Below are 14,997 nucleotides of genomic sequence, written 5' to 3' on the forward strand. Positions count from 1 at the left end.
GCCATGCGTGAGAACCCGAAGAGCCGGTCGCAGGAGTCGTCCGCCCGGCTGGACGCGGCCCTGACGGCCGCCGTCGAACACCGCTGGCCCGTGGTGCCGGGAACCGTCCTGTGCGGCGGGCGCTGTTCCTGCGGCGACCCGGACTGCCCGGTGCCCGGCGCGCATCCGCACGACCCCTCGCTGCTGGCCGCCACCACGGACGCCCGGATGGTGCGCTGGTGGTGGGAGCGGCAGAGCCCGGACGCGCCGGTGCTGGCCGCCACCGGCTCCGCCGTCTCGGCGGTCTCGCTGCCCGCGGCGGCCGGGGCACGGGCCCTGGTCCACCTGGGCGCGCTGCGGCTGCCGCTCGGCCCGGTGCTGGCGATGCCGGGCCGCTACGCGCTCCTGGTGGCCCCGTACTCGCTCGACGCGCTCGGCGAGATGCTCTCCCAACTCCCTTGGGTGCCGGGCTCGTTGCGCTACCACGGGCCGGGCGGCTTCCTGCCGCTGCCGCCCGGTGGGGCCGCCATGGGGGTCCCCCCGGCCGGAGGCTGGGGGAGGGTGCGCTGGGTGCTGGCGCCGCGGCCGTCGGCGGACGGTGGGGTCTGGCTGCCGCAGGTCGGGCCGCTGCTGGGTGAGTTGGTGGACGCGACGGTCCGGCTGGACAGTGGCCGCTCGGCGCACTGACGGGGCGCCGTCGGAGGGGTTCCGGGGCCCGCTTCGGCGGGCCGCTCCGGAAAAACAAAAGATCCGGCCGCTGGCGACGGGGGATGCACCAGCGGCCGGACTCTTTAGACAGTAACAAGGATCTGCGCCCGCGCCAATTTCCAAGACGCCCTCCAGGCCCGGAAATTGCGGCTTCACCGCGACAATGTGACGCGTATCACCCTGATCCTGCGCGCTTTAGTTCAAGGTGACCTGACGGTTCACCAGGTTCGCGCGGGCGCGCCGCTCGTCGGCGGTCAGCGGGGTCTCGTCGGCGAGGACGGCGGCGAGCCGCTCGGCGAACTCGGCGGCCGGCTTCTCGCAGTCGGCGGCGGTCATGGCGAGCGGGAGGTCCCACACCGGGACGGTCAGGCCGTGCGCGCGGAAGGAGCCGACCAGGCGGGTGTCCGGGCCGAGCGAGGCCTCGCCGGCGGCGTTCAGCCGGGCCAGCGCGTCCAGCAGCTTCTCCTCGGGCACGGTCATCACCCAGCGCAGGTGGTTCTTGTCCGGGGTGCCGCACCAGTAGGCGGCGTCGAGGCCGGCCAGCTTCTCGGTCGGGATGGCCGAGGCGTTGGCGCGCTCCAGGGAGGCGGCGACCTCGCCGGTGGCGGACTCGGCGTCCTCCAGCCAGAACTCGAAGCCGGTGTGCACGGTGGGCGTGAACGCGGCGGTGGTGTCCAGCAGGTCCTGCAGGCGGCGCCCGCCCGGGACGGTCCGGCGGGCCGGCACCGGGGTGCCCGGCTCGGTGGCCAGGGCCAGTTCCAGGGCGTCCGCGAGGTCGCGGCTGAGGTCGCCGGAGGAGGACTGGGTCTGCAGGCCGAGCAGGATCGAGCCGTCCTGGCGGCGCAGCGCCGGCCAGGCCAGCGGCAGCACGGTGGCCAGGGTCACCGACGGGACATCACCGGCGGCGGTCCCGGCGACCCCGGCGGCCAGCGTCAGCGGTACCGTCGCGGCCGGCACCAGCTCGCGCAGCGCCACCCAGTCGGCCTCGCCCGCCAGGCCCTCGAACGGGCGGTGCACCAGCTCCTGCACCGCGTGCGAGGCCTCCCGGCCGTGGCAGGCCTTGTACCGGCGGCCCGAGCCGCAGGGGCAGTCCTCGCGGGCCCCGACCACGGGGATCTCGCCCGTGACGGCGGTGGTGGACTGGCGCTGCGGCGCCTTCTTGGCGGCCTTCTTGCCCATGGTGCGGCTCTCCCGGGAACGGTGGTCCTTTGCTCCGGGAAGCCTACTGACGTTCCCCCGGCGCGCGGGAACGCGCCGGGGCGGGCGTCGTACGGGCGTGTGCCCGCGGACGTGTGCCCGCGGACGTGCGGCTACGCGCTGCGCGCGTCGCCGCCGGTGCGCCGGGCGTGCCGGGCCCGCGCGGGCAGCGCCGCCCAGACCGTCACCTCGCCGGGCGCGTCGCGCACGCCCCAGTCGCTGGCCAGCTGGTCGACGATGCTCAGGCCGCGACCGCCCCGCGAGGTCAGCGAAGGACTGGCGGGCAGCGGCCGGGTGGTCGCGCCGCCGTCGGTGACCTCCAGGGTGAGCACGCCGTCGGCGTGCATCTGCCAGCGGACCAGCACGCCGCCGCCGGGCTCGCCCGTACCGTCGTCGTGCTCCCGGCCTCCCGCTGCGGGGTGCGTCCCGGAGGGGACGCCGACCAGCAGTTGGTCCACCACCTCGGCCCGGGCCCCGCGGCCGAGGGCCGGCAGCGGGCCGAGCGGACGGGCGTATCGACAGGCGTTGCTCAACAGTTCGGAAAGGATCAATACGGCATCATCAATGACCGGTTCCGGTATCTGCCGGTCACCCAGATCTCGACGCAGTCGGCGCCGTACGACCCCGACACTCGCTGGGCCGTGCGGCACTGCCATGGTCGATGAAGTCGGCACTTCGCGCGCCACCATCAACGCCACCCCCGGACCTCCTTCAGCGTATGCCGAGGGATGGATGCCCCTTGGTAATGCGTCGGAAACGACCGCCGGAGGATCCCGCGAGTCCATTTCGAGCAACGCGACTCAGGGTCGACGAGAGGTCATTCCGTGCTCACCCTCCGTCGCCCGAACGAAAGAATTCCGGCAATACCGTGTGCGGAAGGTTTGACTGCCGACCGGAGTGATCAGGCTGAGGCGGTACGGCCTTCGGCCTGCCGACCGGTCACCGCCCGAGCTGGGCCAGCACCTCCGCGGGCCGGTTGGTGATGATCGCGGACACCCCGAGCTCCAGGCAGAGCTCGACGTCGGCCGGCTCGTCCACCGTCCACACGTGCACCTGGTGCCCCAGCTCGCGCAGCTGCGGCACCAGCTGCGGCTTGGCCTTGATCAGCTCGATGCCCGGGCCGGCGATCCGCGCCCCGCCCGGCAGCGGCTTGCCCGGGCGCAGCTGGCCGAGCAGCGGCAGCATCCGTTCGATCAGGAAGACCCGCTGGTACTCCGGTGCGGCGGCGGCCACCCGGTTCAGCGCGATCGAGGAGAAGCTCATGATCCGGGCGGACGGGCGGTCGCCCTCCCGGGTCGCGCCGATCTTGAACCGCTCCAGCATCCGCAGCAGCTCGGCCTCGACGCGGCCGCGGAAGCGCACCGGGTGCTTGGTCTCGATCGCCAGGTCCACCGGGCGGCCGCAGTCCACCACCAGCTCCAGCAGGCGCTCCAGCCGCAGCACGCCGCGCAGCTCCGGGTCGGTGCTGGGGCGGCCGGTCTTCCAGGCGCCAAAGTCGTACGCCTCCAGCTCGGCGAGGGTCATCGCGGAGACGGTGCCCTGGCCGTTCGAGACCCGGCCGATCCGGCGGTCGTGCACGCAGACCAGCTCGCCGTCGGCCGTCACCCGGACGTCGCACTCGACGGCGTCCGCGCCCTCGTCGAGCGCGCGCCGGTAGGCCGCGAAGGTGTGCTCGGGCAGGGCGTGCGAGGAACCGCGATGGGCGATCACCTGGACGGAGGGCGCGGTGCGCGCCGCCGCCGAGGACAGGTCTGGGCTGGTCACGGGCCCAACGATAGGCGGCGGAGGTGACGCGGGGGCGAAGACGGTCCCAACCTGCGGGGCCGGTTTCGCCCCCGGTGCCTCAGGCGCCGGCGGCGCGCCGGGTCAGCGGGGTGAGCGCCCAGGTGACCAGGGCCGGTACCAGGAAGGCGAACAGCGAGGCGGAGGTCCACTCCTGCGGGGTGAAGTGCAGGGCCCGCTGGGCCGAGGTCCAGAAGTCCGTCCACCAGCCGGCCACCGCGGTCGGCGCGATGAACTGGTAGACCGCGAAGCCCAGCACCCACGGCAGCAGCATCAGCCAGCGGGACGGCGCCTTCTCGGAGAGGTCCCAGCCGTGCCGGCCGGCCCCGAGGAAGTAGTCCACCGCCAGCACCGCGAGCAGCGGTACGAAGACCGAGCCGATCAGCCCGAGGAAGTTGCTGTAGGTGTCGGTGAACCTGTCGATCCGCAGTGCCAGCACGGTGGTCAGCACGCCGATCCCGCCGCTCAGCACCCGGCGGTCCACCCGCGGCAGCAGGTTCTGCAGCGACATCGCGGTCGAGTACACGTTGGCGAAGGACTGGTCGGTCTCGCGCAGCACCAGCACCAGCAGGAACAGCCAGCCGGCCCAGACGCCGAGGAAGGAGTCGAAGATCCGGCTCGGGTCGCCGTCGGACTGCAGCAGCGCCATCAGGCCGAGTACGTAGCACCAGACCTGGGCGACGGTGTAGCCGGAGAAGCTGCCCCAGAAGGACGAGCCCGCGGTGCGCGAGTGCCGGGTGTAGTCGGCGGCCATCGGGACGAAGGAGATCGACACCGCGATCATCGCGTCGGTGGCGCCCAGGAAGCCGTGCCAGTTGCCCGCGCCCGGGTCCGGCACGCCCTGACGGCCCAACTGGACGGTGAAGTACACCAGCGCGACCGCGACCGCCCCGGCCACGAAACGGCGCAGCACCGCGATCGCGCCCAGCGGCCAGATCGTCAGCGCGGTGGTCAGCGCGCCCGCGGCCAGCACGAACAGCCAGCGGTAGCCGGTGGTGTGGGCGACGGTCTGGGCGCCCGCCGAGATGGTCAGCAGCTCGAACACGCCCCAGCCGATGCACTGGACGATGTTCAGCACGGTCGGCAGGTAGGACAGCCGGGTGCCGAACAGCCCGCGCAGGTTGGCCATCGCTGGGGCGCCGGTCCGGGCGCCGATCAGCGCGGCCACGCCGAGCATCGCGGTGCCGACCGCCGTACCGGCCACGATCGCGGTCACCGCGGCGGCCAGCGACAGCTCGCTGCCCTTCTCGCCGAGCACGCTGGCGGCGGTGGAGAAGCCGATCAGGCTGACGCCCAGGTTCATCCAGAGCGCGAAGTGGTCCCGGAAGCGCAGGGTGCGCGGCGGCTCGGTGTCCAGCACCAGCGGCGCCTCGACGCGCCCGTCGGTGCCGGGGGCGGTCGCGCCCGCGGGACGATCAAGGAAATCCTTGGACGTGGGCGCGTTCGAAGAAGAGGATGGCGAAGCAGGCGGCATGGCCGATACTCCCTACGCCGGCATTACCCGGACAGGTTCCGGCGGTCAGCGCCCCCTCGACGGTTCGCCGGTGTCCCGCTTGGCGTACGGTCGACATGCGCACTCTCAGCCTGGTCGGTCCAAGCTCCCGCGTGTCAGTTTGGAGCGACAGGCTAACCGGCACGGGTACGAACGCCAAAGGCCACGGGGTGTGCGGTCCGCATCGCGGAACGCCCGGGCGGAGGGAGGGGGGCTCCCCGACCGTCGCCGTCATCGCCGTCGTCGGTGTCGGCTAAGGATTCTTATGAGTTCTTCAGAGGGGTCCTTACGGCAATCGAATCGACGGTGCGAAAAACTATGGTCCTTGGTTCTGTCAGCTATGGAGGTCGTCCGTGAGCACCGAGCGCGAGGTTGGGCCCACCGGGCCGCAGGGGGAGCAGCCCGCGGGCCCCGAGGAGGCGGCTGGGTCCGTTTCCGACGGCACCGCTCAGGGCGGCCACAAGCCGACGATGGCGTTCAGCCGGGTCCCCGAGCCCGAGGCCGCGCCGGAAGCCGCTGACGCGGTGTCGGCCGCCGCCGCGGGCGACGGCGGGCACAAGCCGACGATGGCGTTCAGCCGCGTCCCGGAGCCGGAGACCGCGCCGGAGGCCGGGCCCGAGCCGGTCGAGGCCGCCCCGGCTGCGGCCGCCCCGGCCGAGGGTGGTCACAAGCCCACCGTGGCCTTCACCAAGGTCCCCGCGCCGGAGGCCCCGGCGGCGCCCGCCGCCGAGGAGCACGCCGTCGACCCGGTCACCGGCTACATCGACGCCCCGCCGCCGGTCCTGCCGCCCGCGCCGCCCGTCGCGCCCGCGCCCGCAGCCTCCGCTGCTCCGGCCCCGGCCCCGGTGGCCCCGGCCCTGCCGCCGGCCGCCAACCCGTACGCGACCCCGTCCCACGGCGTGCCCGCCGCCGGTGCGCAGGAGCCGTACGGCGCGGCGCCCGCCGGTGCGCAGGAGCCGTACGGCCACCACCCGTTCGGCGCCGGCCAGCCGGTCGGCGGCTGGGGCGCCGCCCATGACGCCACCTCCGGCGGTGCGGGCTACCCCGGCGGCCCCGGAGTCCCCGACTACCCCGGCGGCCCGCTCGGCTACCCGGCCGACCACCCCGGCGGCCCCGGCGGCCCGCGCAAGAAGCGCGGCGGCCTGGTGGCCCTGCTCGCGGCCGTCGCGCTGGTCGCCGGTGTGGCCGGCGGCGCGATCGGCGTGGTCGCCACCAACCACACCAGCAGCAGCAGTTCGGCGGACGACCACAGCAGCACCACCATCCAGGCCAGCAACACCCAGAAGAACGAGCCCGTCCCCGGCTCGATCGCCGCCATCGCGCAGAAGGCGCTGCCCAGCGTCGTCACCATCAAGGCGCAGAACAGCTCCGAGTCGGGCACCGGCACCGGCTTCGTCTTCGACACCGAGGGCCACATCCTCACCAACAACCACGTGGTCGCGCCGGCCCTCAACGGCGGCAAACTGACCGTCAAGTTCGCCGACGGCACGTCCTACAGCGCCTCGGTGCTCGGCCACGCCGACGGCTACGACGTCGCCGTGGTCAAGATCGACAACCCGCCGAAGGGCAAGCTGGCGCCCCTGGCGCTGGCCGACTCCGACAAGGTCAACGTCGGCGACACCACGATCGCGATCGGTGCGCCGTACGGCCTGGAGTCCACCGTCACCAGCGGCATCGTCAGCGCCAAGGACCGCCCGGTCGCCTCGGGCGACGAGACCGGCTCGCAGGCCTCGTACATGAACGCCCTGCAGACCGACGCCTCGATCAACCCCGGCAACTCCGGCGGCCCGCTGCTCGACTCCAGCGGCGCGGTGATGGGCATCAACTCGGCGATCCAGTCCAACGCCTCCGCCAACGGCCGGGCCGGCAGCATCGGCCTGGGCTTCGCCATCCCGATCAACCAGGCCAAGTGGGTCGCGGACACCCTGATCAAGACCGGCAAGCCGGTCTACGCCAAGCTCGACGTGCTGCGCAACGACGACTACAAGGGCGACGGCGCGCAGATCCAGACCCGCGACATCCAGGGCCAGCCGGCCGTCACCCCCGGCGGCGCGGCCGACAAGGCCGGCCTCAAGCCGGGCGACGTGATCACCAAGCTCGGCGGCGCGCCGATCGAGAACGGCCCCGCCCTGGTCAGCCGGATCTGGACGCACAAGCCGGGCGAGACCGTGGACGTCGAGTACACCCGCAACGGCCAGACGTACACCACCAAGGTCACCCTCGGTCAGCGCGACGGCGACCAGTGACCCTCGGGAGCGCGGAATCGTGTGCGCCGAAGCCCGCCGGACCCGTTAGGCTGACCTCCGCCTGGAGAGCTGCCCGAGCGGCCTAAGGGAACAGTCTTGAAAACTGTCGCATGGTGACCCCATGCCGTGGGTTCGAATCCCACGCTCTCCGCCGGTAGGAGAACCACCTGCTCAGGGCGGGTGCCGAGACCACTCGGCACCCGCCCTCGGTGCTTTCCGGAGCGGCGGCGGCCGGGGTCGTCCCTGAAGCCGGTGGGCCGGTGCTTCGCCGGTGGGCCGTGCTTGCCCTCGACCAGGTCGAGGGCCCTAGCGTCCCCCGGCATGACCACCGCCACCACCGCGCGGGCGCCGCTGCCCGGTCCGTACCTGCTCTGGCTGGCCGGCGCCCAGGCCGGGCTGCTGGGCGATGCCGCGCTGTACTTCGCTCTCGGCTGGGCCGCCTCCGCACACGGCGGTGGGGCGGCCGGGTTGGTCCTGACGGCGATCACCGTCCCGCGCACCGTGCTGGTCCTGCTGGGTGGTGCGGTCGCGGACCGGTTCGGCGCCCGTCGGGTGATGCTCGCCGGGGACGCGGTGATGCTGGTCGCGACAGCCGCGCTGGCGGTCGCGGTGGGCGGCCGGGGTACGCCGCTCTGGCTGCTGGTCGCGGCGGCGGGCGTGATCGGGACGGTCGACGCGTTCTACCTGCCGGCGAGCGGATCGATGCCGCGCCGCCTGGTGCCCGTCGACGGGCTGCCCCGGGCGCTCGCGCTGCGGCAGGCCGGCGGGCAGAGCGCCGCCCTGCTCGGGGCGCCGCTCGGCGGCCTGCTGGTCGCCGTCGGGGGGTTCGCCGGCGCCGCGGTCGCGGACGCGGTGAGCTTCGGGGTCGTCCTGCTGGTCCTGCTGAGGGTCCGGCCCCGGGAGGACGCCGCCGGTCCGGCCGCACCGAGCGGGCTGCTGCGGGAGGCGGCGTCCGGGGTCCGGCTCGCCCTGCGCGACCCGCTGCTGCGGGCCGCGCTGCTGCTCACCGGGGCTGCGGCCGGGGGGTTGCTGCCGGTGGTGTCGCTGCTCGGGCCGCTGCTCGCCCGGGCGCACGGCTGGACGTCGGGGACGGCCGGACTGGTGGCCGGCGGACAGGCGGCCGGGGTGCTCGCGGTGGCGAGCCTGGTCGCCTGGCGCGGTGCGCTGCCCCGGGCGGGGGTCGGGGCGGCGGCCGGGCTCTGCACGGCCTCGGTCGGCATCGCGCTGCTGGCGCTGTCCCCGGTGCCGGCGGTGGCGGTGGCGGGCAGCGCGGTGACCGGGGTCGGCTCCGGGCTGTTCGCCTGCCACCTCGGGCCGCTGGTGCTGGGCGGTGCTCCGGCCTCCCATCTCTCCCGGGTGCAGGCGCTGTTGACGCTGGTGCAGAGCGTCGCGCTGGTGCTGGCCAACGGACTGCTCGGCCTGCTCGCCGACCGTGGGGGTGCGGCGCCGGCCATGCTCGTGTGTGCCGTCGCCTCGGGGGCGGCGGGCTTGGTGGCTCTGGTGACCCGGACCTTCCGCCGGGCGTGCCCCGGGGACGTGTCCGGTCCCGTCCGGAGGCGCCCGGCACCCCTCGAGGCCCACTTGCCCGCCCCCTCCCCGCCGGGCAGAGTGCGGAGGTGGGGGCGGTCGGGCGGCGAGTGGAGGCGGCGATGAGTGATCTGACGGACCGACTGGCGCAGGGCCTCCCGGCGGAGGCCGTCGTGGTGGATCCGGACGTGACCGCGGCCTACAGCCATGACATGGCCGGGTTCTGCGCCGCCGGTGCGCCCGCGGTGGTGGTGTTCCCGGAGACGGTGGAGCAGGTGCAGCACGTGCTGCGCACCGCCACCGGGCTGCGGGTGCCGGTGGTGCCGCAGGGGGCGCGGACCGGGCTGTCGGGGGCGGCGAACGCGGTGGACGGCTGCATCGTGCTGTCCCTGGTGAAGCTGAACCGGATCCTGGAGATCGACCCGGTGAACCGGATCGCGGTCGTGGAGCCCGGTGTGGTGAACGCCGAACTGTCCAGGGCGGTCGAGGAGCTGGGGCTGTCCTACCCTCCGGACCCGTCCAGCTGGGAGTCCTGCACGATCGGCGGCAACATCGGCACCGGCGCGGGCGGGCTCTGCTGCGTGAAGTACGGGATCACCGGCGAGTACGTGCTCGGGCTGGACGTGGTGCTGGCGGACGGGCGGCTGCTGTCCACCGGGCGCCGGACGGCCAAGGGGGTGGCCGGGTACGACCTGACCCGGCTGCTGGTCGGTTCGGAGGGGACGCTCGGGGTGGTGGTCCGGGCGGTGCTGGCGCTGCGGCCCGTGCCGGCCCCGCAGCTGGCGCTGGCGGCGGAGTTCCCGAGCGCGGACGCGGCCGGTGCGGCGGTCTGCGAGGTGATGGCGCGCGGGCTGACGCCGTCACTGATGGAGCTGATGGACGCGGTCTCGGTGCGGGCCGTCAACGAGCTGGGGCGGATGGGGCTGCCGGAGTCGACCCAGGCGCTGTTGCTGGTGGCCTTCGACGGGCCGGACCGGGAGGCCGAGTTGGCGCGGGTCGCCGAACTGTGCCGGGAGGCCGGGGCGACCGAGGTGGTGCCGGCCGAGGACCAGGCGGAGTCCGACCTGCTGCTCGCGGCCCGGCGGCTGGCGCTGCCCGCGTTGGACCGGCTGGGCACCACGATGATCGACGACGTGGCGGTACCGCGTTCCCGGCTGGCCGAGATGCTGAACGGGGTCGCGGCGATCGCCGAGCGGCACGCGCTGACCATCGGGGTGGTCAGTCACGCCGGGGACGGCAACACCCATCCGATCGTGATCTTCGACGGCTCGGACGAGGAGCAGACGGTACGGGCCCAGCGCTCCTTCGACGAGATCATGGCGCTCGGACTGGAGCTGGGTGGCACGATCACCGGGGAGCACGGGGTGGGGCTGCTCAAGCGGGACTGGCTGGCCCGCGAGCTGGGGCCGGTCGCGCTGGACCTGCAGCGGCAGCTGAAGGCCGTCTTCGACCCGTTGGGGATCCTCAACCCGGGCAAGATGGTCTGATTTTCCGCACTCTTCGGTTCGCACCGGTCGAGCCCCTTCTGCTCGAATTTCCAGTACGACTTTCAGATGGTCTATGAATGGCCGGAAAAGTCGACACGGAAGGGTGGGCGAACTTTTCGGGGGCGCGTTCGCGGGCGGACTGCGCCGGGGTGGTGAGCCCGGTGGTTCGCGCGGCATCGAAGCGCCGTTTCCCGGGGGGTGTCGTCCGGCCGCCGTCCGGGCGAAATGCCAGGTGGGCGAGGGTGTGCCGGTGCGCTGTCCGGATTCGTCGCCGTTATGCGCGGCTCGGGTGGATATCACGCTAACGGGCGAAAACTGCTCCGTCGGCTGGTGCTTTGTCGATTTGTTGCGGAAGTCTGTCTCCCGGCGTCGCAGCCTGCAGGTGTTCGTCTGGCCGGCGAACTCCCGCATCCCGAGCTCGACATTGCACGATTAACAGCTTCTTGGAGGCTCACATGGCTCGCATCAACACCCGCCGGGTGGCCGGGTTCCTACTCGCCGCCCCGCTGGCGGCCGGCCTGCTGCTGGCGGGTGCCGGTGCCGCGGCCGCCGACAACGGCGCGGGTGCCGCGGGCGGTTCCAACGCCGGCGTGGTGTCCAACAACGGGACCGGGAACGTGTTCGGCGGGGTCGACGGCAACTACGTCTCCACCCAGCAGACGGCCACCGGCTCCGGTGCCTCGAACCAGAACAACACCCTCGCGTCGAAGGACAACGCGGGCAACATCCTGGCCGGCCAGGGCAACAAGAACATCAACGTCATCTTCGCTCCGATCTTCCGCTGACCTCCCCGGGCACCACCGACGGCGGGGGCGCCGGAGGTGGACGACCGCGGGTGAGCTGAGCATCCGCGAAGGGGTTCGAAGCGGTTCCCGGGCGGGCCTTCGTCCGGGTGCGGATCGGACAGAGCGCTTTGACCGGCCAAGCGGAAAGGGTCGCCGCGAAACCGGCCTCGTGGGCGGTGCCGCCATCGGCACCGCCCACGAGCGCGTCCGGGGCCCGGTCCGAAGCCTCCGGGCGGCGCGAAGCCCCGGTCCGCACGAAACCCCCTTCGTACGGAGTCGCCCGCCCGTACGAGGCCCCGGCCCGTCCGAGCGGCCCGGATCCGTTCACCGAGGGCCCGCGCCCGGAGCCGTCGGTCCACGGCGGTACGGTTGCGCTCCGACAGCGCACCACGTGCCCGGGCCCGGAACGGACGGCCCGGCCGGCGCGACGACCGCGGCAACCGGAAGGAAGGGCGCGCGATGGCGGCGGAGGACGAGGGCCTGACCGGCCCGGACGGAGCCAGGCCAGCACCGGAGCCGGAGCCGGAGGTGTGCCCGGCGCCGCTGGACGAGCACCGGCCCGAGCCGAGATCCGTCCCCGAACTGCTGCTCGGCCGCCCGCCGATGGCCCGCCCGCTGCCCTTGTTCGACCACGAGGCCGCCCCCGCCGAGCCCGGCCCGCTGTTCGTGGACTGGCTCGCCACCGCCCTGGACGCCGGGGTGCTGGACCCGCAGGCCTTCACCCTCTCCACGGTCGACGCGGACGGCATGCCGGACGCCCGGGTGCTGGTGCTGCGCGACGTCGACGCGGCCGGCACCGGCTGGAACTTCTCCGCCGCCGCCGACAGCCCGAAGGGCCGTCAGCTCGCCGGCCACCCTGCCGCCGCGCTGTCCGTCTACTGGCCGCAGCTGGGCCGCCAGGTGCGGGTCCGCGGCAGCGTGGAGCGGGCCGCCGACCTGGTCGCCGCCGCCGAGTTCGCCACCCGCTCGCCCGCCGCCCGGGTCGGCGCGCTGGTCGGGCGGCAGAGCGAGCCGCTGGGCGCGCTCACCGAGTACGACGAGGCGGTGGCGGTCGCCCGTCGCCGGCTGGAGGCCACCCCGGACGCCGTCGCGCCCGGGCACGCGGTCTACACCCTGTGGGCGCACGAGGTGGAGTTCTGGCAGGGCGACGCCCAGCGCCGGCACGTCCGGCTGCGCTACACCCGCACCGGCCCGGTCCACAGCCCGGAGTGGTCGCGCACCCTGCTCTGGCCGTAGCGCCCTGAACGCGCCCTATCGCCGTCCGGTCAGCGTGGCCCCCACGCTGGCCGCCACCACGCAGCCGATCCCCGCCAGCTGCGCCGCGCCCAGCAGTTGGCCGAGCACCACCAGCCCGACCAGCGCGCTGACCGCCGGCTCCAGGCTGACCAGCACGCTGAACACCCGCTGCGGCATCCGGCGCAGCGCCGTCATCTCCAGCGCGTACGGGATCACCGGCAGCAGCAGCGACACTCCGGCCACCGCGGCCAGCAGCACCAGCGGCGAGGCGCCGGGCGCGGTCAGCCCGTCCCAGGCCTCGCCGAGCCCGAACGGCGCCAGGGTCAGCGCGCCGACCGTCATCGACACCGCGAGGCCCTGGAAACCCTGGAAGGCGGCGCCGACCTTGTCGGTGAACAGGATGTACGCCGAGTAGCAGGCGGCCGCCCCGAAGGCGTACAGCAGGCCGACCGGGTCGAGCGAGCCGCCGCCGTCGCCCTCGCCGAGCAGGGTCAGCAGCGCCACCCCGGCCGCGGCGAGCAGCGCCCAGAGCAGGTGGCTGGCGCGCCGGGCGAAGACCAGGGCGACCGCGAGCGGGCCGAGGAACTCGATGGTCGCGGCGGTGCCCATCGGCAGCCGGTCGACCGCCCCGGCGAACAGGAAGGTCATCCCGGCCGAGGCCATGCCGAGCAGCGCGGCCGCGGCGAGGTCGCGCGGGCGCTTGTCGCGCAGCTTCGGCCGGGTGGCGGCGAGCAGGATGACCGCGGCGAAGCCGAGCCGCAGGAAGGTCGTGCCGCTGACCCCGAGCGGGCCGAAGAGCGGCTTGGACAGCGCGATGCCGGTCTGCACCAGGAACATCGCGGCCAGACAGAGAAGCGGCGCCGGGATCCTCTCCGGGCGCCGCAGGACCTTGCCGAACCGGCCGGTGGATCGGCCGGGGTCCACCCCGGGGGGTGCCGCGGAGCCGGACTCCCCACCTCGTCGCCAGCTGCCCCGCTCGCCGGCAGGCTCGCCCTTGGGGGCGGGCGGCATGGCAAGGGCCTCGGCGACGGCGGCGGCCGAGGTGGGGGCAGCGGTTTCGCTGGTATGGGAGGTGGGCATGCTAACGAGTTTGCCGTAAGGAGTGCTCAAGCAGCAAGCTCGTTACAGGAATCGTGACGGATGCGGACGGGTACGCCCGAAAGGGTGTACTCGCGCGGGGCCCGTGGCGTGGCGCGCAGGCTCTCGGCAGCTCCCGGGCGTCGATCACCCGCCCGGCCAGGCGTCTGACCGCCCGTCGGTAGGGTGTCCCCTCGACCAGCACGAGGGGGCGGCGGATGCCGAACGGCCAGGAACACGGAGGCGCGTACGGGTACGGCGTCGCGCCGCAGCAGAACCCGTACGGGCAGGGGGCGTACGCGCCGAACCCGTACGCCCAGCCGCTCCCAACGCCGCAGCAGCCGTATACGCCCCAGCAGCCGTACGCGCCGCAGCAGCCGTACGGCGCTCCGCACCCCGCCGCCGCCCCGCACCCCGCCGCCGCCCAACAGCCCTCTGCGCCGGCCCGGTTCAGCGCCCCGCCGCGACCCGGCGGCCTCCCCGGTCCGATGCCGCGCCGCAACCGACTCGTCGTACTGCTCCAGTTCCTCCTGCAGTGGATCTACGCCCCGCTCTGGATCCTCGGCCTGGTGGTCGTCTTCGTCGTCGTGATCCTCTCCGACTACAGCGGAGGCGGCCCCGAGTCCGACGGCTGGCTGCGGGTCAACCGCAGCTTCATCCCGCCGCGCCGCATCCGGGCCGAGCTCACCGGCCGCCCCGAGGACTGGGAGCGCTACGTCACCCCGCTCCTCGAGCGCCGCATCGCCGCCGCCGAGGCGACGCACGCGGCCGGCGGCGGCGACGTGCAGCTCGACCTCAGCCGCGAGCTGTCGGTCGGACTCGCCGTGCGCCTCTACCGGGGCCTCGGCGCGGCCGGCGTGAGCCGGGTCGCCGAGCGGCTCGGCTGGCAGGGGGCGCCGTCCGGCACCGATGCCGAGCGCGTCCGGCTGGTCCGCCGCTTCCCCGCCCCGGCCGGCCTGATCGCCCCCTCCCCGCAGGACCCGCCGGCCGCCCCCGGCACCCCGTGGGGCCCGCAGCCGGGCCGGTTCGCGCCGCTGCTGCCCGTGGTCTTCCTGCTCCAGATCGTCTACGTCCCGGTGTACGGCCTGCTCACCTTCTGGGTGAACCGCCCCGAGCCCGACTACTGGGAGCGCTGGGGCGCCCGCTGGACGGTCGGCCCGCGCGCCTTCCGCGCCGAGTTCACCCACAGCCCCGCCGCCTGGGACCGCCACGTCCGCCGCATCCTCAAGCGCGACACCACCCGCGAACTCGGCCGCACCGCCGACAGCTACGGCCGCCTGCTCGCCCCCGACGGCACCTTCCTGCGCCGTGTCCACCTCCACCGCGCCACCTACCGCGGCGCCGGCGCCCACCGGGCCCTGAGCATCGCCGCCGAACAGGGCTGGACCCTCGACCCCGCCTACACCCCCGACCCCGCCAACTCCCTCCGCCTCTGCCGCCCCGACCACCGCTGAGCCACCCGGGCCCGGCACCGAGGCCGG

At 74.2% G+C, this 14,997-nt stretch carries 12 protein-coding genes, 1 tRNA gene and 1 riboswitch; of the genes, 8 read left to right on the forward strand and 5 right to left on the reverse strand.

Translation table 11 applies throughout. The features are described 5' to 3' along the window. The first annotated feature begins 3 nt into the window (after positions 1 to 3). Positions 4 to 666 (forward strand): bifunctional DNA primase/polymerase, encoded by a 663-nt coding sequence (locus ACFVWU_RS00625; protein WP_387613534.1) that lies wholly within the window; start codon positions 4 to 6, stop codon positions 664 to 666. 216 nt (positions 667 to 882) lie between these two features. Here ACFVWU_RS00625 and ACFVWU_RS00630 read toward each other — a convergent pair whose 3' ends face one another. The 4 genes from ACFVWU_RS00630 to ACFVWU_RS00645 all read right to left on the reverse strand — a co-directional run bounded on the left by ACFVWU_RS00630 (position 883) and on the right by ACFVWU_RS00645 (position 5,026). Next, positions 883 to 1,866, reverse strand: a complete 984-nt coding sequence (locus ACFVWU_RS00630; RefSeq protein WP_387613537.1) for a DUF5926 family protein — start codon at positions 1,864 to 1,866, stop codon at positions 883 to 885. A 131-nt stretch (positions 1,867 to 1,997) separates the two neighbouring features. Then, entirely contained in the window at positions 1,998 to 2,435 is a 438-nt protein-coding gene (locus ACFVWU_RS00635) for an ATP-binding protein (protein WP_387613539.1), read from the reverse strand. 388 nt (positions 2,436 to 2,823) lie between these two features. Next, the gene (locus ACFVWU_RS00640) at positions 2,824 to 3,648 is read right to left on the reverse strand and encodes a glycerophosphodiester phosphodiesterase (protein WP_387613542.1); all 825 of its coding nucleotides are present in this window, start codon (positions 3,646 to 3,648) and stop codon (positions 2,824 to 2,826) included. 79 nt (positions 3,649 to 3,727) lie between these two features. Continuing rightward, positions 3,728 to 5,026, reverse strand: a complete 1,299-nt coding sequence (locus ACFVWU_RS00645; RefSeq protein WP_387613545.1) for a purine-cytosine permease family protein — start codon at positions 5,024 to 5,026, stop codon at positions 3,728 to 3,730. Positions 5,027 to 5,132: 106 nt separating this feature from the next. Further along, positions 5,133 to 5,281: riboswitch (TPP riboswitch) on the reverse strand. Positions 5,282 to 5,724: 443 nt separating this feature from the next. On the opposite strand from ACFVWU_RS00645, the gene ACFVWU_RS00650 reads away from it, so the two are divergent. From ACFVWU_RS00650 to ACFVWU_RS00675, 6 genes are all read left to right on the forward strand, one after another. Next, positions 5,725 to 7,404 carry a S1C family serine protease gene (locus ACFVWU_RS00650; protein WP_387613690.1) on the forward strand — a complete coding sequence of 560 codons (1,680 nt, stop codon included), beginning with the start codon at positions 5,725 to 5,727 and terminating at the stop codon, positions 7,402 to 7,404. A gap of 63 nt (positions 7,405 to 7,467) precedes the next feature. Continuing rightward, positions 7,468 to 7,555, forward strand: a tRNA-Ser gene (locus ACFVWU_RS00655). Positions 7,556 to 7,725: 170 nt separating this feature from the next. Continuing rightward, on the forward strand, positions 7,726 to 9,057 hold the full coding sequence (locus ACFVWU_RS00660; protein WP_387613547.1) for an MFS transporter: 1,332 nt from the start codon (positions 7,726 to 7,728) through the stop codon (positions 9,055 to 9,057). Then, a complete protein-coding gene (locus ACFVWU_RS00665) occupies positions 9,054 to 10,418 on the forward strand; it encodes an FAD-binding oxidoreductase (RefSeq protein WP_387613550.1) in 1,365 nt (454 codons plus the stop codon). The genes ACFVWU_RS00660 and ACFVWU_RS00665 overlap by 4 nt, the downstream gene beginning before the upstream one ends. 455 nt (positions 10,419 to 10,873) lie before the next feature. Continuing rightward, the gene (locus tag ACFVWU_RS00670; RefSeq protein ID WP_387613552.1) at positions 10,874 to 11,203 is read left to right on the forward strand and encodes a hypothetical protein; all 330 of its coding nucleotides are present in this window, start codon (positions 10,874 to 10,876) and stop codon (positions 11,201 to 11,203) included. Between the two features lie 459 nt (positions 11,204 to 11,662). After that, entirely contained in the window at positions 11,663 to 12,439 is a 777-nt protein-coding gene (locus tag ACFVWU_RS00675; RefSeq protein ID WP_387613554.1) for a pyridoxal 5'-phosphate synthase, read from the forward strand. Positions 12,440 to 12,454: 15 nt separating this feature from the next. On the opposite strand, the gene ACFVWU_RS00680 is transcribed toward ACFVWU_RS00675, so the two are convergent. Continuing rightward, positions 12,455 to 13,519: a DMT family transporter gene (locus tag ACFVWU_RS00680; RefSeq protein WP_387613557.1), complete on the reverse strand. Its 1,065-nt coding sequence runs from the start codon at positions 13,517 to 13,519 to the stop codon at positions 12,455 to 12,457. A 215-nt stretch (positions 13,520 to 13,734) separates the two neighbouring features. On the opposite strand from ACFVWU_RS00680, the gene ACFVWU_RS00685 reads away from it, so the two are divergent. After that, entirely contained in the window at positions 13,735 to 14,970 is a 1,236-nt protein-coding gene (locus ACFVWU_RS00685) for a hypothetical protein (RefSeq protein ID WP_387613559.1), read from the forward strand. The last annotated feature ends 27 nt before the right edge of the window (positions 14,971 to 14,997 follow it).

This window comes from Kitasatospora sp. NPDC058190 (assembly GCF_042883685.1).
In the GTDB taxonomy this organism is placed as follows: Bacteria; Actinomycetota; Actinomycetes; order Streptomycetales; family Streptomycetaceae; genus Kitasatospora.